Source organism: Nocardia blacklockiae, from assembly GCF_015477355.1.
Classification (GTDB): Bacteria; Actinomycetota; Actinomycetes; order Mycobacteriales; family Mycobacteriaceae; genus Nocardia; species Nocardia blacklockiae.
In genome coordinates, this window is sequence record NZ_JADLRJ010000002.1 from 705,026 (window position 1) to 723,894 (window position 18,869).

An 18,869-nucleotide genomic window follows, 5' to 3' on the forward strand; every position below is an offset into this window, starting at 1 on the left:
ACGTTACGGTAAACCCTTCCAGAAGGAAATTTCCAGGTACCGGGGTCGCGGCGGAAGGTGCCCGGCACCGCCGCCCTAGGGTGTGACCGTGGATATGCGATGGCCCCAGCTGCGCGAGCGGTGCGTGCTCGAGGAGGACGCGGCGATCCTCGCGCTCGACAAGCCCGCGGGCATCTCGGTCACCGGCGAGCGTCACGACACCGACATCGTGGAGCTGGCCGCCGCCGCGGGCGAGACCCTGTACCCCGTGCATCGCATCGACAAGGTGACCTCGGGATTGGTGCTGCTGGCCAAGGATCTCGGCGCGCACGGGCAGCTGACCCGCCAGTTCAACAAGCGCACGGCCGACAAGACCTACCTGGCGATCACGGCCTCCACGGGTTTGCCGGACCGCGGCGTCATCGAGTTGCCGCTCAGCGTGGGCCGCAAGAATCGGGTGCGCATCGCCGCGCCGCGCGAGAGCATCGTCCGCACCGCCGACACCTGGACCGTCGCGGAACGAGACCTGTTGGCGGGCAAGAACTATCCGTCGACCACCGAGTTCACCACGCTCTTCCGCGCCGAGGCGCACACGGTGCTCGCGGTCCGCCCGATCACCGGCCGCCGCCACCAGATCCGCGTGCACCTGGCCTGGATCGGGCATCCGATCGCCGGCGATCCGCTGTTCGACAAGTCCGGCAGCTACCCGCGCACCCACCTGCACTCGTGGCGGCTGCGACTGGAGGCGCCGTGGCGCACCCCGGCCGAACTGACGCCGGAGGCACCGCCCGGCCAGGACTTCTGGTCGGTCGGCGGCACCGTCCTCGACGCGGCGGCCGAGCTGTTGCACGACGTCTAGCCCCCGGACCCTGATGCCCGGCAAATCATGCGCTTTCGCTATATTCGGTGGCGAGTCTCATGCAGACGTGATAGCGAGCGGCCATTTAACCTGGATTGGTGCCGACCGGGCACGTTCGGGCGCAACGGCGCGATTCCCACGAGAAAGCGAACGCCGATGATTGTGTTGGCACAGCTCAGCGACACGCACTTCGACCTGCACGCACGCAATATCGACCGGGTCGAACGGGTGATGACCTACCTCGCCGATCTGCCGCACCGCCCCGACGCGATCCTGGTCACCGGCGACGTCACCGATTCCGGCAAGGCCGAGGAGTACGAGCAGGCCCGCACCGCGCTGGCGGCCGATGTGCCCGTGTGGATACTGCCCGGCAATCACGACGACCGCGCGAACCTGCGCGAGATCCTGCTGCGGCAGCCGCCCTCCGACGAGCCGATCAACCAGGCCCTGCGGCTCGACGGGGTGACGGTGGCGCTGCTGGATTCCACCGTGCCGGGCGAGAGCGGCGGCGAGCTGTCCGACGAGACCTACCGCTGGCTGACCGACCTGCTGCGCGACACTCCCGACGACACCGCCGTGCTGATCGCGCTGCACCATCCCCCGCTGCCGATGTACAGCACCGTGGTCGACCCGATCCGGCTGGCCAACCCGCGGCGCCTGGAACAGATCGTCGCCGCCGACGACCGCGTCGTCGGCGTACTCAGCGGACACATGCACTCGATGGCGACGACCCTGTTCGGCGGCCGGCCGCTGGTGGTCGCGCCCAGCGTGGCCTCGCAGATCGGCGCCCGGTGGGAGGTCGGCAGCCCCGGGCAGGTGCCGATCGACTACGCGCCCGACCCGTCGCTGGTGCTGCACGCCATCGAGGGACGCCGGTTGACCTCGATCGTGCGCATCGTGCCGATGGGCGGCCGGATCGCGGTGCAGCCCAACTGATTCGGACTCACAAGCGGCGCATTCCCGGCCCCGCGGCACTGGTCGCGGCGCGCTCGCGGCGGTAGGCCGACGGCGTGGTCCCGGTCCAGCGCTTGAAGGCGTAGATGAACGTCGAGGCCTCCGCGTACCCGAGCCGGATCGCCACATCGCTCACCGACAGCGGTGTGGCCGTGAGCATTTCCTCCGCCAGCGCGCGCCGCACCTCGTCGAGCAGGGCGCGGTAGCTCGTGCCCGCGGTGTCGAGGTGGCGGCGCAGGGTGCGGGTGCTCATGTTGAGATCGCGTGCGACGGCGTCGATTCCGGGCGGCGCGGCGAAACCGTCCGCGCCGCCGCGCGGCATCAGGCGCTCGCGCACCTCGGCCGCGATGCCGGTGCGCGCGCGGCGGCGGTGCACCAGGTCGCTGCACTGCGCCAGGCACATCGCCCAGGTGTGCTCGTTCGCCTGCGGCAGCGGCTGTGCCAGCATCTCGGGGGGAAACGAGAACAGAGTGCGCGGCTGCCCGAACCGCGGCCGCACCCCGATGATCTCGGCGAGTTGATCGGCGTAACCCGGCTCGGGATAGTCGAATTCGGCCCGCACCAGCTCCAGCGGCCGGCCCAGCAGGTCGATCATCACCTGGTGCATCGCGAGCACGTCGCGCTCCACCAGGAAGCGCCGGACGTCGGCGGGCACCAGCTCGTCGTGGATGTCGGCGACGAATTCGTGTGGCTCCCAGCGTGTTACGGGGATACAGAAGGTGAAACTCAGCTCCAGGAAGCGCAGCGCGAACGAAATGGCCTCGCCGAGCGTGGGACTGGAGACGCACGCGAAACCGAAGATGCCGAACGTGGTGATGCGGTAGCGCCGGCCCACCTCCACGCCCAGCGCCGGGCGCTCGGCCGCCAGCGTCCGCACCAGGTTGCGGATCACCGCGAGTTCGGTGTGCGCGTCGATCTGCATGTCCGGGTCGGCGAGCACGCGTTCGGACAGACCGGTGCCGCGCAGCAATCGGGCGGCCGGCACCCCGTGCTCGCGGGCGTAGCCGACCATCAGCGCCACGCTGGCCATCCCGCGCGGGAAGTCCCAGTTGCGAATGCCGGGGTGCTGCACCGTTGCCATACCGCGATTATGGCCGAATATGTCGATCGGCTGCGTCGCGGCTCCTTACAGTGGAATCAGCACGCACGATGTGAGGAGCGCCACAATGCCCGCGACAACGCCGTCGGTCATCGTCATCGGAGCCGGGTTCGGAGGCCTGGGCATGGCATTGGAGTTGCGCCGCAACGGTTTCGACCGGTTCACCATTCTGGAGCGCGCCGCCGACCTGGGCGGGGTGTGGCGGGAGAACACCTATCCGGGGGCGGCCTGCGATGTGCCGTCGCCGCTGTACTCGTTCTCCTTCGAGCCGAAACCGGACTGGCCGCACCGCTACTCCGGGGGCGCCGACATCCACGACTATCTACGCGGGATCGCCGCCAAGCATCGGCTCACGGAGCGCATCCGGTTCGGCAGCGACGTCACCGCGGCGGAATTCGACGAGACCACCGGGCGGTGGACGGTGCACACGGCGGACGGCGCCCGATACACCGCCGATGTCGTGGTGTCGGCGGTCGGTCAGCTGTCGCGGCCGCGGCTGCCCGACATCCCGGGCCGGGACACCTTCGCCGGTCCGGCGTTCCACTCGGCGCAGTGGGATCACACGGTGGCGCTGACCGGCAAGCGCGTCGCGGTCATCGGAACCGGTGCCAGCGCAATCCAATTCGTGCCCGCGATCGCGCCGGAGGTGGCGCGGCTGACGCTGTTCCAGCGCACCCCGGCGTGGGTGGTGAGCCGCACCGACCGCGAATACCGGCCCGTGCACCACGCCCTGTTCCGGCACGTGCCCGGGCTGCGCCTGGCGCAGAGACTGTGGGTGTGGTGCTTCCTGGAGTTCTTCGCGCTCGGGCTGGCGGCGGTGCCGCCGATCCGCCGGATCGCCACCTGGCTCGGCCACCGGGCGCTGCGCCGCGAGATCCCCGACCCGGACCTGCGCGCCGAGCTGACCCCGGAGTATCCGGTGCTGTGCAAGCGCGTGCTGTTCTCCAACGAGTACTACCCGGCGCTCACCCGGCCGAATGTGGACGTGGTGACGACGGGGATCGCCGAGATCGTGCCCGCGGGCGTCCGCACCACCGACGGCGTCGTCCATCCCGCCGACGTGCTCGTGTACGGCACCGGGTTCAAGGGCAGCGAATTCCTCTGGCCCATGCGGATTCGCGGCCGCGGCGGCGTGACCCTCGACCAGGTGTGGGCCGACGGGGCGCGGGCCTACCTGGGGATGGCGGTGCCCGGCTTCCCGAATCTGTTCCTGATGTACGGGCCGAACACCAACCTCGGCATCGGCTCGATCGTCTACATGATCGAATGCCAGGCCCGCTACATCCGCCGCGCGCTCGCCTACCTCGCCGAGCACCCCGGCCACACCCTCCAGGTGCGACCCGATATCGCCCGCGCTTTCGACGAGCGCACCCAGCGGCGGCTGCTGCGCACCCCGTGGACCGGTTGCAGCAGCTGGTACCGCGACGCCGCCGGGCGGATAACCAACAACTGGCCCGGCACCGTCACCTCCTACCGCCTGCGCACCCGGAGGCTGCGTCCCGGCGACTACGAACTACTGCGCGCGGGCTAGCGCGAGGCCGTGATCGATCACTCGTACCCATGCCGATCAGCTATGGACCCACCTCGCGCCCGCCAATCCTGGTTCGCACCGGCCCCGCCGCGCGGGCGAGCTGGCAGACTTGACGCGTGACCGCTCCACCCCAGCCCGGGACCGGGCCGACGCCCGTGCACGGCCCGCTGCGTCCCGTCGAACTGGCCACCGGAGCGGTGCTCGGCGGAGTCACCGTCGGGCTGGTGACCCTCGGCTCGGTCATCCCGTTCGCCGCCGCGCTCAATCTCGTCGCGGCCGTGCCGATGGGACTGCTCGCGCACCGCTACCGGCTGCGGGCCATCGTCACCGCGACGGTCGCCTCGACACTGGTCACCTTCGTCGCGGGCGGGCTGGTGCCGGCCATCACCGTGATCAGCGCGGCGACCCTCGGCGGCATCGTCGGCAGCGTCAAGCGCCGCCGCGGCGGGCTCCCGGCGGTATTCGGGCTGGCCCTGCTCACCGGCGTGGTCTGGGCCGCGGTGGTGACGGGCTGGCTGCTGATCTTCGCCACGGCCCGCAACCTGCTGTTCGACAACATTCGCAACACCTCGCGCGGCGTGGAGAACCTGGCCGCGCGGGCCCGGATGGACGGCGTCGGGCACGCCGTGGTCGACATCGCCGATCTCGTACTGCGCTGGTGGTGGGTGTTCGTCGGCGCGGGCGTGCTGGCCGGAATGGTCGCGACCGCCGTGTTCTCCTGGTACGCGCTGGGTTCGGTGCTGGACCGGCTGGCCTGGCTGCCCGGCGCGGACCGGCTGGACGCGCCCGTGGACGACCGCCCGGTCGCGCCGCTGCCGGTGACGCTGCGCGGGGTGTCGTTCCGCTACCCGGGCGCACGCACCGAGGCGCTGTCGGGCATCGACCTCACCGTCCGGGTCGGCGAGTTCGTCGCCGTGGTCGGGCACAACGGATCCGGCAAGTCCACGCTGACGCGCGTGCTCGCGGGCCGGCCGCCGACCGGCGGGACCGTGGAGCGTCCGGGCTCGGCCGGGCTCGGCCTGCTCGGCGGCACCGCGCTGGTGTTGCAACGACCGGAGAGTCAGACCCTCGGCGTGCTGGTCGCCGACGACGTGGTGTGGGGACTGCCGCCGGAGCTGGCCGCGCAGGTGGATGTGCAGGCCCTGCTCAGCGAGGTCGGGCTGGGCGAGCTGGGCGGCGCCGAGACCGCGACGCTGTCCGGCGGGCAGCAGCAGCGCCTGGCCGTCGCCGCCGCGCTGGCCCGCAGACCGGCGCTGCTGATCGCCGACGAGGCCACCTCGATGATCGATCCGGACGGCCGTCGCGAATTGGTCGCGCTGCTCACCGAACTGCCCCGCCGCCACCCGATGGCGGTCGTCCTGGTGACCCACCACGAGGCCGACGCGGCCGCCGCCGATCGCGTGGTGCACCTGTCCGACGGGCGGCAGGTGGACCGGCTGCCGAGCTGGCCGCGCCCGGTCCGCGACGAGCGCCGCCGACCGATGGGCGAGCCGCTGCTGGAGTTGCGCGGCGTGCGGCACACCTACAACCGCGGCACGCCGTGGTCGGCCGCCGCGCTGCACGGCGTCGACCTCACCGTCCGGCGCGGCGAGGCACTGCTCGTGATCGGCGGCAACGGCTCGGGCAAGTCGACGCTGGCCTGGATCATGGCCGGGCTGATCGTGCCGACCGCCGGCACCTGCACCCTGCGCGAAGCCGGGCGCACCAAGCCGGTGCACCGCCGGATCGGCGCGGTGGAGCTGGCCTTCCAGCACTCCCGCCTGCAATTGCAGCGGCAGACCGTCGGCAGCGAGATCGAGGACTGGGGCGGCAGCGGCACCGGCTCCGGCGCGGTCGGGCGCGCGCTCGACGCGGTGGGCTTGGATCGGATGCTGGCGTCGCGGTCGATCGAATCGCTGTCCGGCGGACAGGCCAAGCGGGTGGTGATGGCCGCGATCGTGGCGGCCCGCCCGCAGGTGGTGGTGCTGGACGAGCCGCTGGCCGGGCTCGATCCGCAAGGTCGCGCCGAGGTGGTGGAACTGCTCGCGCGACTGCGTGATTCGGGCCTCACGCTGATCGTCATCTCGCACGACATCGCCGACATGACCGCCGTCTGCGACCGCACGGTACATCTGCGATCCGGCCGCATCCTGGAAACCGCGCAGGCCGCCGCGACCGCCGCCGAACAGCGTCCGCAGGCCACCGCGACCTTCGCCCAGCTGCACATCCAGCGCCCCGAAGCACCCGGAGATGCCTCATGAGTACCGTGCTGCTGCGCCAGGTTCCGGTCGACAGCCCGGTGCACCGGCTGTGGGCGGGGACGAAGATGATCGCCGCGTTCCTGATCAGCGTGCTGCTGATGGTGTCGCCGTCCTGGCCGGTGCTCGGGATGACGGTGCTGTTCCTGGTGGTCGTCGGGCTGGTGGCGCGGCTGCCGCTGGGTACGCTGCCGCGGCTGCCGTGGTGGTTCTGGGGCCTGCTGGGGATCGGCGCGCTGCTCAACGTGCCGGTCGGCGGCGCCGCCGTGCTGCGGTACGCGCAGGTCGTGGTGTTCGGCCTGGTGCTGGTGACCACGTCGTTCCTGATCGCCTGGACCACCCCGATGAGCGAGATCGCCCCGGCGCTGGCGACTCTGGGCGCGCCGCTGCGCAAACTGCGTGTCCCCGTGGACGAATGGGCCGTGGTGGTGGCGCTGACACTGCGCGGACTGCCGCTGCTGCTGGACGAGATGCGGGTGCTGCGGGCCGCGCGGCGGCTGCGGCCCAAGGATTCGGCATTGCAACGCGCGGCCGCCAATCCGCTACTGGACCTGCTCACCGCCGCCATGGCCGTCGCCACCCGCCGGGCCGGGGAACTGGGCGAGGCCATCACCGCGCGCGGCGGCACCGGGCAGCTCACCGCCCGTCCCGCCGGTCCGGGCCGGCGCGACGCGATCGCGCTGGCGATAGTGGTCGCGGCGTGCGTCGGCGCGGTCGTAGTTGAACTTTTCATTTAGAGCAAACCCCCTGCCGCTCCGAAAGATCTTCGCGCGAGCACTATTTCGGGGACTCGACATCTCTGGTGACGGTACAGTTACAGATGTCGTGTAGCCGGGTCGACGGCTCGCGCGCTACCGGGGTGACTGGAGCAGGGGTCGCAGGCGCGCGTCCGGGGGGCTTACGACGCGAACAATTTCTGACCGAGATAGGAAAAATTTCACATGGAACTGCGCAAGTTCACCGCTGCGGCACTACCGGTGATCGTGGGCGTTGCCGTCGGGGCCGGCACCGCGCACGCGAACCCCGCCGCACCCGAGGTGCGCTACGAAACCGCCCTGGTCGGCAACACCGTCCGAACCACCCTGCAAGGCGGTTTCTTCGAAGTGTCGGCGGACGAGCGGACCGTCGACGTCAAATCCGCCGTGGGCGACACGTTGGTGACGCTGCCACTGTCGGTTCGGCAGGACGGGTTGGAATACCCGCTGCCGCACCGGGTGGGCGACGCGGGTCAGGTGCTGGAACTGACCGCCGTCAAGGACGTGGCCGCGGCCCGGCCCGCACCGGTCACGCCGGTGGCCTCCCCGGCGGAGAACCAGTGGGCCATGGAGGCCTTCGGTTCCCAGTTCGGTATCGCCACGGCGATCGGTGGCTTCATCGGCACCGCGATCGGGGCGGCGATCGGGTTGGTCGTGGGACTGGCCAGTCCGATCTTCGAGCCCGCGACGATCATCACCGGGGCGGCCATCGGCGGCATCATCGGCACCCTGGTCGCCGGTGGGCCCGCGCTGGTCATCGCCGGGATCGATCTGATGAACACGCTGTCGGCACCGCCCGGCACGACCAAGTGGATGGACACCACCGGCCGCCGCTGATCCGGCGACCGCGGCCGCCCCGCGTGTTCCCGCACCGCGGGGCGGCCCACGCCGTCACACCGGAAACCCTCAGCGCACAGCGCAACCCGGTGCCGGCGGCACACCCGCGAAACGTTCGGAGAGATAGTTCATCGCGCCCGCCGCCTCGCCGATCGCCGCGCCGTTGTGGGTCGGGAACGGCGAGTGCACGGCGGTGAGCGTGGCGCCCCGCGCGCAGTATCCGGCCACCAGATCGGTGAATCCGGCCGCGGGAATCACGTCGTCGGTGTCGCCGTGGTACAGGTACAGCGGCGTGTCCGGCGCCGGGGAGCCGAGTTCGTGCGGTGCCGCGGCGGCTCGGAAGACCGGGTGCGCCAGCAGGTTCGGGACGGTCGAGAAGTCGTCCACATGGGCGCCCGCGTATTTGGGGACGAGATCGGAGCCGCACGCTGTCGCGTTCTCCGCCAGCAAGGCCCGGCCCCGGTCGTTGAGCAGTTCGGCCAGTCCCGAGCCGGGGTCGTTGCGCGCCAAGGCGATCAGGATCAACAGGGCCAGGCCCGCCTGCACTCCCCCGTCGACCCGCTGCGCGATCGCCGGGATGTCGGCCGGGACGCCGCCCGAGCTGATGCCCGCGAAGCGCACGTCCGGCGCGTACCGGGCGCGCAGTTGCGCCGCCCACAGCGCGGCGAACGCGCCGCCCGAATAACCCCACGCACCAACCGGACTCGCGCCGACGCCCGCGGGCGGGAAGGAGCGGGCGGCCCGAATCCCGTCCAGTACCGCGCGGCCGGCCGTCGGCCCGTCGAAGAATCGCGACTCCGGGCCCTCGTAGTCGCCGATCACCACCGCCCAGCCCCGGCGCAGCGCCTCGATCAGGAACGGCACGTCCAGCATGGTGTTCACCACGCCCGCGTCGCGGCCGCCGCGCAGCGCGAACGAGGGCGCGCACCGGGTGCCGAGGCTGTCCTCCGGGACCTGGTAGGACAGCAGCGGCCGCGGGCCCGGCCACGGCATCGGCGACACGATCACCGTCGCCACATTCAGTTGCGGACGCTCCGCGGAATCGGTTGTGCGATAGCGCAATTGCCACGCCGAGACGGGAATCGGCAGATCCAGCAACGAAATCGGCCGCGACCCCAGCACCGCACCGTTCACCTGCGCCGCCAGATCGGCGGGCGCGGCGTAGAACGGATCATCGTCCGGAAACGGAACCTCGGCCCGCACACCGGGTGTCGACAGGACCGCCAGCAGCACAGCCGCCCCCACCACCACCGCCGCCGACCGCACCCTGCGCCGCAACCCCGCCCCGGCGGACCTCCGCCCCTCGCCCGTGCCCCTCGCCCATTCGGTTCCCATCGCGCCTCCCGCATCGCTCGGACCGACGCGCGGACATCCGAGACCGGTCCACACCGACCGCGCCACACCATCGGGGTCCATCACCGTAACCCCGCCAAACCCCCAGATCAACGCTCTCGCCCCCGCCACGCCACACGGCCCGGCGCGCCACGCCGCCCGGTGTGGCGCGGTCGCGGTGGATGGGGTGGGGCGGGCGCGTGGTTAGGCTCGGCGCGTGAAGATCTCGGCGCGCGAGCTACTCGGTGAACTGCTGGACCCGGACTCGTTCGTGAGCTGGGATCGGGAGCCCGTGCGGGTCGCCGCCGATGCGGAGTACCGGGCGGATCTGCGGGCGGCGGCCGAGCGGGCCGGGACCGACGAATCGGTGTTGACCGGGGCCGGGTTGCTGCGGGGGCGGCGGGTGGCGGTGATCGCCTGTGAGTTCGGGTTTCTCGCGGGGTCGGTGGGGGTGGCGGCGGCGGAGCGCATCGTGAGCGCGGTCGAGCGGGCCACCGAGCTCGGGCTGCCGCTGGTGGCCTCGCCGACCTCGGGCGGCACCCGGATGCAGGAGGGCACCGTGGCCTTCGTGCAGATGGTGAAGATCGCGGGAGCGGTCGCCGCGCACAAGGCGGCCGGCTACCCGTACCTGGTCTACCTGCGCGATCCGACGATGGGCGGGGTCTTCGCGTCGTGGGGTTCGCTGGGGCACATGACCTTCGCCGAGCCCGGCGCGCTGATCGGCTTCCTCGGTCCGCGCGTCTACGCGGCACTGTACGGCCGCCCGTTCCCCGACGGCGTCCAGACCGCCGAGAACCTCTACCGCAACGGCGTGATCGACGGCGTGGTCCCGGTCCGTGTCTTCCGCCGCATCGCCCACCGAGTGCTCAACGTAACCACCGGTGTCGCGGTCGACGACACCACGGCATCGGCATCGGCGGAGGCAGCGTCGCCGCCACCGGAATCGGCGGCGGTATCGACGACCTTCCCCTCGGAACCTTCTCCCCCACAGCAGGTTTCGGAGGTCGGGTCCACCTGGCGTTCGGTGGAGCGCTCCCGCCGCGCCGATCGCCCCGGCATCCGGGAACTGCTCCGGCACGCGACCGATCGGGTGCCGCTGAGCGGGACCGGGCAGGGGGAATCGGATCGGACCGTCGTGCACGCGCTGGCGCGGCTGCGCGGGGAATCGTGCGTGGTGTTCGGGCACGACCGCACCGGGCAGACCGGGGAGAACACCATGGGCCCGGCCGCGCTGCGGGAGGCCCGGCGCAGTATGCACCTCGCCGCGGAACTGCGGCTGCCGCTGGTCCTGGTCATCGATACGGCCGGGGCGGCGCTGTCGCAGGAGGCCGAGGAGCGCGGTCTCGCGCCCGAGATCGCCCGCTGCCTGGCCGATCTCGTCACGCTCGCGACGCCGACCGTCTCGGTGCTGCTCGGGCAGGGCAGCGGCGGCGGCGCCCTCGCACTGCTGCCCGCGGACCGCGTGCTCGCCGCCCGCCACTCCTGGCTGGCGCCGCTGCCGCCCGAGGGCGCGAGCGCGATCGTGCACCGCGACACCGACCACGCCGCGGAACTGGCCGCCGCCCAGCGCATCCGCGCGGCCGATCTGCTGGCCGACGGCATCGTCGACCGGATCGTCCCGGAGTACCCCGACGCCGCCGACGAGCCCGTCGACTTCGCCCGCCGCATGATCACCGCCCTCGCCGACGAACTGGCCGCGCTGCGGGCCCGCCACCCGGCCGAACTGGCCGCCGCCCGCCACCGCCGCTACCGCCGCCTCGGCCTGCCGAACGGCTGATCACGGCAGCTCGGGCCCGTTTCGGCCGAAGATCGGGCGAACACGCGCGGACCGTTCGTTGACGGGCCCCCGAACCGCTTCTACGGTCGGAACGGTGACCTTTCGCAGCGAGACCAGCGCAGTACCGTCGGTCATCCTCAACGACGGCAACGTGATCCCGAAGCTCGGTTTCGGTGTGTTCCAGGTACCCGAAGCCGAGGCCTACCGCACGGTGCTCGCCGCCCTCGAGGCCGGTTACCGCAGCATCGACACGGCCTCCGCCTACGGCAACGAGACCGAGGTCGGGCGGGCCATTCGCGAGTCCGGGCTACCGCGTGACGAGGTCTTCGTCACCACCAAGCTGTGGAACTCCGACCAGGGCTACGACTCGACGCTGGAGGCGTTCGAGGCGAGCATGCAGCGCTTGGGCCTGGACTACCTGGACCTGTATCTGATCCACTGGCCGGTCGCGAGCGCCGACCGGTACATCGACACCTTCCGTGCCTTCCAGGCGCTGAAGTCGCAGGGCCGGGTCGGTTCCATCGGAGTGTCCAACTTCAACCGCGACCATCTCGAGCGCGTGATCGCCGAGACCGGGGAGACCCCGGCGGTGAACCAGATCGAGCTGCACCCCAGCCTGGCCCAGCCGGACCTGCGCGCCTTCCACACCGAGCGCGGCATCGCCACCGAGGCGTGGAGCCCGCTCGGCCAGGGCGCCGAGCTGAAGGACCCGACGGTCACCGAGATCGCCCGGGAGCTCGACCGCACCCCGGCCCAGGTGATCATCCGCTGGCATCTGCAACTGGGCAACGTGGTCATCCCGAAGTCGGTGCGCCCGGCCCGCATCCAGGAGAACTTCGACGTCTTCTCCTTCGAGCTCACCACCGACCAGATGACCCGCATCACCGCCCTCGACACGGGCAGCCGCGTGGGTCCCGACCCGGCGGAGTTCGCGGTGGGCTTGGAAGACTGAGCCGCCCGGCCTGATTCGCGATGGCTCGAAAGACCGATGCACCCGGCGAAGGCCGACGCGCCTCGGTCGCAGTGCGTACGGCGACTAGCGAGTCCGCAGGCCGAGGTGGTCGGCGAGTTCCACCGCGGCGGCCTGCCCCGCCCGGTTGGCGCCGATGGTGCTCGCCGAGGGCCCGTAGCCGAGCAGGTGGATTCGAGGATCCGCGGCGACCTGCGTCGCCAGGCGTCCGGTCATGGTGATCCCACCGCCCGGACCGCGCAGCCGCAGCGGCGCGAGATGGTCGAGGGCGCTGCGAAAACCCGTGGCCCACAGGATCACCTGCGCGGGCTGGAAGGCACCGTCCGCCCAGCGCACCCCCTCCGCCTCGATGCGCCGGAACATCGGCTGCCACCGCAAGGCCCCGCGAGCGCGCGCGGCCCGCACCCGATCGTCGACGGGCAGCCCGGTCACCGACACCACCGACCGCGGCGGCAGTCCGCGCCGCACCCGTTCCTCGACCATCGCCACCGCGCGCCGTCCCGCGTCGGGCGTGAACGGCCCCTCCCGCCAGCGCGGTTCGGTGCGCGACACCCACGTCGTGGTCGTCACCCGCGAGATCTCGTCCAGCAGCTGCACCGCCGTCACCCCCGCCCCGACCACCACCACGTGCTTGCCCGCGAACTCGTCGGCCGTCCGGTAGTCGTGCGCGTGCAACTGCCGCCCCGCGAACGTCTCCGCGCCCGGGTAGTAGGGAATGAACGGCTTCTCCCACGTCCCCGTCGCATTGATCAGCCCCCGCACCCGCAGCGCCGCAACCGAATCCGCCGCCGCCCCGGACGCCGCAGCCACACCACCCACCGGCTCCACCCCCGTCACCGTCTCGGCGTGCAGCAGCCCGTCGACCTGCTGGTCGGGGCAGGTGGCGGGGGTGGCGCGGTCGCAGACCACGCGCACCGAGACCGGCCGGTGCACGCGCAGGTCGTAGTGCTTCTCGTACAACTCGAAGTAGTGCGGCACCGCGGTCGCCGCCTGCGCGTTCTCCGAACCCTCGGGCAACGTCTCGGCGAACGACATGCCGGGCAGGTCGTGCACCCGGTTCACCGTGCTCAATGTCAGCGACGGCCAGCGGAACTGCCAGGCCCCGCCCGGCCCCGGAGCGTGATCGACGAGGAGAAAATCCTGCTCGGGACGCAAACCCAGTCGTTGCAGGTGGTAGCCGGCGGAAAGTCCGGCCTGCCCGGCGCCGATCACCAGAATCTCGAAATCGGGTGCGGTCACCGGCGCCACGGTACGCGGGGTGCGTCGGGTACGGGCAAGCAACCTCGCGCCGCATAGAGTGAAAGTATTCGATACCGCACGGACGGGGAGGTCAGATGCTCGGAGTCAGCCGCGATGGTGACGTGGTCACCATCGAATTGCAGCGCCCGGAGCGCCGCAATGCCCTCAACCTCGAGCTGGTCGGGCTGCTGCGGGAAGCCGTGACGACCGCGGCGGCCGACGCCCGCGTCATCGTCCTGACCGGTCAGGGCCCGATCTTCAGCGCGGGCGCCGACCTGTCCGGGGTGTACTCGCAGGAGTTCCTCGACGCGCTGATGGAGATGCTGCGCACGCTCGAGACGCTCCCGGTGCCCGTGATCGCCGCGATCAACGGCGGCGCGCTCGGCGCCGGCGTGCAGCTGGCGCTGGCCTCGGACCTGCGCGTGATGAGTCCCGAGTCCTACGTGGCGATTCCGGCCGCGAAACTCGGAATCTCGGTGGACCGCTGGACGATTCGCCGCCTGGTGGCGTTGATCGGCGGCGGCCCGGCGCGCACCGTTCTGATGGGCGCCGAGCCCGTGAGCGCCGCGGACGCATACACTTTCGGCTTCGCCAACCGGATCGGCACCCTCGCCGACGCACAGGCGTGGGCGAAGTCGATCGCCGAACTCGCGCCGCTGTCGCTGCGCCATCTCAAACTCGTGTTCAACGACGACGGCACCCGCGGCGAGGACCGCCCCGACCAGCGGGCCGCGCTGGAGGCCGCCTGGCGCAGCGACGACGCCAAGGAAGCCCGGCAGGCCCGGGAAGAGAAGCGCGCGGCGAAGTTCGTGGGGCGCTGATGAGCGCGCGCGGCATTACTTCCCTCGCCCGCCGCGCCGCCCTGGGCGTGGCCGGAACCGTCGGCCTGACCTGGGTGGCGCGGGCCGCCCGCGGCCTCCCCGAGTCGATGGGCGCCTCCGCCGCGGCCATCGCGCTGACCGCCACCAAGTCGGCGAGCTACCGCAACCGGCAGTTCCACAACACCGAGCCGAGCACCCAGTTCGCACCGGGATCGGGTCTGTCGCTGCTGCTTTCGGCGCTGACCCGGACCGGCGTGGGTCGCCCGCAGGGCGAGATCCCGCTCGCCACGCCCGAGGTCCCGGCGCAGGCGGGCGACCTCGCCGTCACCTGGTACGGGCATGCCTCGGCGCTGCTGGAGGTCGACGGATACCGCGTGCTCACCGATCCCGTGTGGAGCGAACGAGTTTCGCCGTCGCCGACCATCGGCCCCGCGCGGCTGCACCCCACCCCGGTCCCGCTGGATCGGCTGCCGCCCGTGGACGCCATCGTGATCTCGCACGACCACTACGACCACCTGGACCGCGACACCGTGCGCGGCTTGGCCGCCACCCAGGACGCGCCGTTCATCGTGCCGATCGGCATCGGCGCGCACCTGCGCAAGTGGCGGGTTCCCGAGCAGCGGATCGTCGAATTGGATTGGGGCGCTTCGGTTTCCCTCACCGAACTGGGCCGCGGCCGGGACGGCGACCTGGTGATCACCTGCACCGAGGCCCGGCACTTCTCCGGCCGCGGTCTCGTCCGCAACACCACGCTGTGGGCGTCGTGGGTGGTGGCGGGCCCGGCGCGCCGGGTGTACTTCGGCGGCGACACCGGATATACCAAGGCGTTCGCGGAGATCGGCGCCACGCTGGGCCCGTTCGACATGACCCTGTTGCCGATCGGCGCGTACGACGTGCACTGGCCGGATGTCCACATGAACCCGGAGGAGGCGGTGCGCGCCCACGCCGACGTCTGCGCCGGCGAGGCCGGGCGCGGGCTGTTGATCCCGATCCACTGGGCGACGTTCAACCTGGCCTTCCACGGCTGGTCGGAGCCGGTGCAGCGGGCGGTGGCGGCGGCGCGGGCGGCCGGCACGCCGATCGCGGTGCCGCTGCCCGGCCAGCGGATCGATGCGAATGCGGTATCACCGCAGGTCTCGTGGTGGGAAGATGTGCGCAGATCATCCAGCCGAGGACCGACGAGTTAAGGAGTAGGACCGATGAGTCTGATGGACACGCTCAAGGGATTGGTCGGCAAGGGCAGGGAGGCCGCCTCCGAGAACGCCGACAAGATCCACGGGGCGGTGGACAAGGCCGGGAGCTTCATCGACGAGAAGACCGGGGGCAAGTACACCGACAAGATCGGCAAGGGCACCGACGCGGTCAAGAACGCCATCCCCGAGAAGGACCAGCCCGGCCAGGGCCCGGCCACCCCGCCGCCGGCGGCCCCGGAACCGCCGGCCGACCCGGGCACGCCCAAGCCCTGACCACGCGCCGCGCCGGGCCGCCCGCCGTCTCGTTCCCGGGACGACGGCGGTCCCCCGGCGCTCACGTCCCGGTTCCTGTCGGTACCGGCCACTAGACTCGAGATATGGTGTCCCGCCGCCGGTTCGGGGATGTCGAGGTTGAGCTCAGCAACCTCGACAAGGTGCTGTATCCCGCCACCGGCACCACCAAGGGCGAGGTCATCGACTATTTCACCGCCATCGCCCCGGCGCTGCTCCCGCACATCGCGGGCCGCCCGGTCACGCGCAAGCGCTGGCCCAACGGGGTCGACGAGCCCTCCTTCTTCGAGAAGAACCTGGCCGCGCACGCGCCGCAGTGGCTGCGGCGGCAGACGGTCGAGCATTCCGATCGGCACGTCACCTACCCGGTCCTCGATTCGGTCGCGGGCATGGCGTGGCTCGGCCAGCAGGCGTCGCTGGAAATCCATGTGCCGCAATGGCGTTTCGTCGAGGGCGCGCGCGGCCCGGCCACCCGGCTGGTGTTCGATCTCGATCCCGGCCCGGGCATCGGGCTCGACGAGTGCGCCCGCGTCGCGCTGTGGATCCGCGACACGGTGCGCGATGTCGGGCTGGACGCCTACCCCGTCACCAGCGGCAGCAAGGGTCTGCACGTCTACGTCCCGCTGGACCGGGAACTGAGCCCGGGCGGCGCGTCGACGGTGGCCAAACAGGTCGCGACGGGTCTGGAGAAACTCCACCCGGATCTGGTGACGGCCACCATGGCCAAGGCCGCGCGGCCGGGCAAGATCTTCCTGGACTGGAGCCAGAACAACCCGTCCAAGACCACCATCGCGCCGTACTCTCTGCGCGGCCGCACCCACCCCACGGTCGCCGCCCCGCGCACCTGGGAGGAGATCCAGGACCGAAAGCGCTTACGGCAGTTGACCTTCGACGAGGTGCTGGCACGCTGGCGCGACCACGGCGACGTCCTGGCCGGCCTGGATCCCCCGCTGGCGGAATCGGCCACCGACCCGCTCACCACCTACCGCTCGATGCGCGACCCGGCCCGCACGCCCGAGCCGGTGCCCGCCGCGCCGCCGACCGCGGGCCCGGGCGACCGGTTCGTGATCCAGGAGCATCACGCGCGGCGGCTGCACTGGGATCTGCGCCTGGAGCGCGGCGGCGTGCTGGTGTCGTGGGCGGTGCCGAAGGGGCCGCCCACCTCGCCCAAGGAGAACCGCCTGGCCGTGCACACCGAGGACCACCCGCTCGAGTACCTGGAGTTCCACGGGACCATCCCGAAGGGCGAGTACGGCGGCGGCGAGATGACGATCTGGGATTCGGGCACCTACGAGACCGAGAAGTGGCGCGACGACGAGGTGATCGTGCGCCTGCACGGTTCCCGGGTCGAAGGCCGCTATGCCCTCATCCAGACCAACGGCAACCAGTGGCTGATGCACCTGATGAAGTCGGAAACCCCTGCGGAGCAACCGATTCCGAACGGCCGGCCGAAGCAGCCCGCGCAGTTTCCGCACGGCCTCACCCCGATGCTGGCCACCACCGGCGACGTCTCGATCCTGGACACCGACGAGTGGGCCTTCGAGACGAAGTGGGACGGCTTCCGGCTGATCGCCGAGATCGAGGACGGCACGGTCACGCTGCGCAGCCGCGCCGGCAACACGGTCACCGGCCGCTATCCGCGGCTGGCCGCGCTCGGCCGCGAACTGGCCGGGCACCAGGTGGTGCTGGACGGCGAGGCGGTGGTCTTCGACGACCACGGCGTCGCGAATCTCGGTCTGCTGCAAGCGGATGCGGCCCGCGCCGTCTTCGTGGCCTTCGACGTGCTGTACCTGGACGGCACCTCGCTGTTGCGCAAACGCTACGCCGATCGGCGGCGGGTGCTCGAGGCGCTGGCCGGCCGGGCCCCGTCGCTGGTGGTGCCGCCGCAACTGGACGGTCCCGGCGCCGCGGCACTGCACTACAGCCAGGAGCACGACCTGGAAGGCGTGATCGCCAAGCGCAAGGATTCGGTGTACCTGCCGGGCCGGCGCGGGCAGTCCTGGGTCAAGACCCGCAACTGGCGCACCCAGCAGGTGGTGGTCGGCGGCTGGCGGCGCAGCGAGGCGCGGCAGTTCGCCTCGCTGCTGGTCGGCGTCCACCACGAGGGCCGCCTGTTCTACGTCGGCCGCGTCGGCACCGGCTTCAGCGACCAGGAGATGTCCGAACTGGCCACCCAGCTCCGTCGCCTGGAACGCAAGACCAGCCCGTTCGACAACGACCTCACCCCCGAGGAGCGCAAGGACGCGGTCTGGGCGACCCCGAAGGTCACCGGCACGGTCCGCTACATGAACTGGACCGAGGCGGGCCGCATGTGGCACCCGGCCTGGATCCCGGCCACCGACTGAGGACTACTCACCCTGCTCCAGGAGCGGAACGATGGTGTCGATGTCCGTGACGACCGCATTGCCCTGGAAGGCGAAGTCGTCGAGGGCGCGCTGCATGGCCTCCTTGTCGCGGCCGCCGCAGGCGTCGCCGATCACCACGGGGACGAAGCCGAGGTCGGTGGAGTGGGTGACGGTCGGCGCGATGCCGATCTCCAGCGCCACTCCGGCGATCGCGTAGGAGACCATCCCGAGGTCGCGCAGCACCGCAGCCAGCGGGGTGCCCTCGAACGCCGACATCGCGGTCTTGTCGAACACCACCTCGTCGGGGCCCGGCTGTAGTTGCGGAACCAGTTGGAAGCCGGGCGTATCGCGTTGCAGGATCGGGGTCACCTCGTCCACCGAGTCCACGCCCTGCCACGCCATCGCCATCCGCAGCGCGTACAGCCCGCTCAGCCGCTTCGGCAGGAAGAGGTGGCGCAGGAAGATCACCGGATACCCGCCGCGGCGCGCGGCCGCCACCACTCGCTCCACCCGGGCGATGATCGCCTCGCCGTCCTCGAGCTGCGACAGCACGCCGACCTGCATGTCGTAGACGATCACCGCCATCCGCCGCGGCGCGCACAGCTCGCGCAGGTTCTCCGGAATCTCCAGTCCGTTGCCGTGGCGCACGC

General features: G+C 71.5%; 16 protein-coding genes. 12 read left to right on the forward strand and 4 right to left on the reverse strand.

Annotation, left to right across the window (positions count from 1 at the left end; translation table 11 throughout):
* Positions 1-94 precede the first annotated feature (94 nt).
* Together IU476_RS08965 and IU476_RS08970 are read left to right on the forward strand one after the other, a co-directional pair.
* Entirely contained in the window at positions 95-838 is a 744-nt protein-coding gene (locus tag IU476_RS08965) for an RluA family pseudouridine synthase (protein ID WP_195098743.1), read from the forward strand.
* Between the two features lie 156 nt (positions 839-994).
* On the forward strand, positions 995-1,774 hold the full coding sequence (locus tag IU476_RS08970) for a metallophosphoesterase (RefSeq protein ID WP_195098527.1): 780 nt from the start codon (positions 995-997) through the stop codon (positions 1,772-1,774).
* Positions 1,775-1,781: 7 nt separating this feature from the next.
* Here IU476_RS08970 and IU476_RS08975 read toward each other — a convergent pair whose 3' ends face one another.
* The gene (locus tag IU476_RS08975) at positions 1,782-2,873 is read right to left on the reverse strand and encodes an AraC family transcriptional regulator (RefSeq protein ID WP_195098528.1); all 1,092 of its coding nucleotides are present in this window, start codon (positions 2,871-2,873) and stop codon (positions 1,782-1,784) included.
* A gap of 85 nt (positions 2,874-2,958) precedes the next feature.
* Here IU476_RS08975 and IU476_RS08980 point away from each other — a divergent pair, with 85 nt between their 5' ends.
* The 4 genes from IU476_RS08980 (at position 2,959) to IU476_RS08995 (ending at position 8,251) form a co-directional block, all read left to right on the forward strand.
* Positions 2,959-4,422: a flavin-containing monooxygenase gene (locus IU476_RS08980; RefSeq protein WP_195098529.1), complete on the forward strand. Its 1,464-nt coding sequence runs from the start codon at positions 2,959-2,961 to the stop codon at positions 4,420-4,422.
* A 116-nt stretch (positions 4,423-4,538) separates the two neighbouring features.
* Positions 4,539-6,662: an ABC transporter ATP-binding protein gene (locus IU476_RS08985; protein WP_195098530.1), complete on the forward strand. Its 2,124-nt coding sequence runs from the start codon at positions 4,539-4,541 to the stop codon at positions 6,660-6,662.
* Entirely contained in the window at positions 6,659-7,396 is a 738-nt protein-coding gene (locus IU476_RS08990; protein WP_195098531.1) for a CbiQ family ECF transporter T component, read from the forward strand. Before IU476_RS08985 ends, IU476_RS08990 begins: the two co-directional genes overlap by 4 nt.
* A gap of 204 nt (positions 7,397-7,600) precedes the next feature.
* Entirely contained in the window at positions 7,601-8,251 is a 651-nt protein-coding gene (locus IU476_RS08995; protein WP_195098532.1) for a DUF8020 domain-containing protein, read from the forward strand.
* Positions 8,252-8,320: 69 nt separating this feature from the next.
* Here IU476_RS08995 and IU476_RS09000 read toward each other — a convergent pair whose 3' ends face one another.
* The gene (locus tag IU476_RS09000; protein WP_195098534.1) at positions 8,321-9,586 is read right to left on the reverse strand and encodes a lipase family protein; all 1,266 of its coding nucleotides are present in this window, start codon (positions 9,584-9,586) and stop codon (positions 8,321-8,323) included.
* 214 nt (positions 9,587-9,800) lie between these two features.
* Between IU476_RS09000 and IU476_RS09005 the strand changes: the two genes are divergently transcribed.
* Complete coding sequence (locus tag IU476_RS09005) at positions 9,801-11,360, forward strand: carboxyl transferase domain-containing protein (RefSeq protein ID WP_195098536.1); 1,560 nt, start codon at positions 9,801-9,803, stop codon at positions 11,358-11,360.
* A 94-nt stretch (positions 11,361-11,454) separates the two neighbouring features.
* On the forward strand, positions 11,455-12,312 hold the full coding sequence (locus IU476_RS09010) for an aldo/keto reductase (protein ID WP_195098537.1): 858 nt from the start codon (positions 11,455-11,457) through the stop codon (positions 12,310-12,312).
* Between the two features lie 84 nt (positions 12,313-12,396).
* Here IU476_RS09010 and IU476_RS09015 read toward each other — a convergent pair whose 3' ends face one another.
* The gene (locus IU476_RS09015; RefSeq protein ID WP_195098538.1) at positions 12,397-13,569 is read right to left on the reverse strand and encodes an FAD-dependent oxidoreductase; all 1,173 of its coding nucleotides are present in this window, start codon (positions 13,567-13,569) and stop codon (positions 12,397-12,399) included.
* A 95-nt stretch (positions 13,570-13,664) separates the two neighbouring features.
* Between IU476_RS09015 and IU476_RS09020 the strand changes: the two genes are divergently transcribed.
* From IU476_RS09020 to IU476_RS09035, 4 genes are all read left to right on the forward strand, one after another.
* The gene (locus IU476_RS09020) at positions 13,665-14,390 is read left to right on the forward strand and encodes an enoyl-CoA hydratase (RefSeq protein WP_195098539.1); all 726 of its coding nucleotides are present in this window, start codon (positions 13,665-13,667) and stop codon (positions 14,388-14,390) included.
* Positions 14,390-15,577 (forward strand): MBL fold metallo-hydrolase, encoded by a 1,188-nt coding sequence (locus IU476_RS09025; protein WP_195098540.1) that lies wholly within the window; start codon positions 14,390-14,392, stop codon positions 15,575-15,577. The genes IU476_RS09020 and IU476_RS09025 overlap by 1 nt, the downstream gene beginning before the upstream one ends.
* Positions 15,578-15,589: 12 nt before the next feature.
* Positions 15,590-15,856, forward strand: coding sequence for an antitoxin (locus IU476_RS09030; RefSeq protein ID WP_195098541.1), 267 nt, complete (start codon positions 15,590-15,592; stop codon positions 15,854-15,856).
* A 104-nt stretch (positions 15,857-15,960) separates the two neighbouring features.
* Entirely contained in the window at positions 15,961-18,219 is a 2,259-nt protein-coding gene (locus IU476_RS09035) for an ATP-dependent DNA ligase (protein WP_195098544.1), read from the forward strand.
* Positions 18,220-18,222: 3 nt separating this feature from the next.
* On the opposite strand, the gene IU476_RS09040 is transcribed toward IU476_RS09035, so the two are convergent.
* On the reverse strand, positions 18,223-18,867 hold the full coding sequence (locus IU476_RS09040; RefSeq protein WP_195098548.1) for a cysteine hydrolase family protein: 645 nt from the start codon (positions 18,865-18,867) through the stop codon (positions 18,223-18,225).
* Positions 18,868-18,869 lie beyond the last annotated feature (2 nt).

What these genes read in the sequence shown, in the direction of transcription:
- IU476_RS08965 (WP_195098743.1), top strand. Translation starts at nt 95, where the DNA reads ATGCGATGGCCCCAGCTGCGCGAGCGGTGCGTGCTCGAGGAGGACGCG.
- IU476_RS08970 (WP_195098527.1), top strand. Translation starts at nt 995, where the DNA reads ATGATTGTGTTGGCACAGCTCAGCGACACGCACTTCGACCTGCACGCA.
- IU476_RS08975 (WP_195098528.1), bottom strand. Translation starts at nt 2,873, where the DNA reads ATGGCAACGGTGCAGCACCCCGGCATTCGCAACTGGGACTTCCCGCGC.
- IU476_RS08980 (WP_195098529.1), top strand. Translation starts at nt 2,959, where the DNA reads ATGCCCGCGACAACGCCGTCGGTCATCGTCATCGGAGCCGGGTTCGGA.
- IU476_RS08990 (WP_195098531.1), top strand. Translation starts at nt 6,659, where the DNA reads ATGAGTACCGTGCTGCTGCGCCAGGTTCCGGTCGACAGCCCGGTGCAC.
- IU476_RS08995 (WP_195098532.1), top strand. Translation starts at nt 7,601, where the DNA reads ATGGAACTGCGCAAGTTCACCGCTGCGGCACTACCGGTGATCGTGGGC.
- IU476_RS09000 (WP_195098534.1), bottom strand. Translation starts at nt 9,586, where the DNA reads ATGGGAACCGAATGGGCGAGGGGCACGGGCGAGGGGCGGAGGTCCGCC.
- IU476_RS09020 (WP_195098539.1), top strand. Translation starts at nt 13,665, where the DNA reads ATGCTCGGAGTCAGCCGCGATGGTGACGTGGTCACCATCGAATTGCAG.
- IU476_RS09025 (WP_195098540.1), top strand. Translation starts at nt 14,390, where the DNA reads ATGAGCGCGCGCGGCATTACTTCCCTCGCCCGCCGCGCCGCCCTGGGC.
- IU476_RS09030 (WP_195098541.1), top strand. Translation starts at nt 15,590, where the DNA reads ATGAGTCTGATGGACACGCTCAAGGGATTGGTCGGCAAGGGCAGGGAG.
- IU476_RS09035 (WP_195098544.1), top strand. Translation starts at nt 15,961, where the DNA reads ATGGTGTCCCGCCGCCGGTTCGGGGATGTCGAGGTTGAGCTCAGCAAC.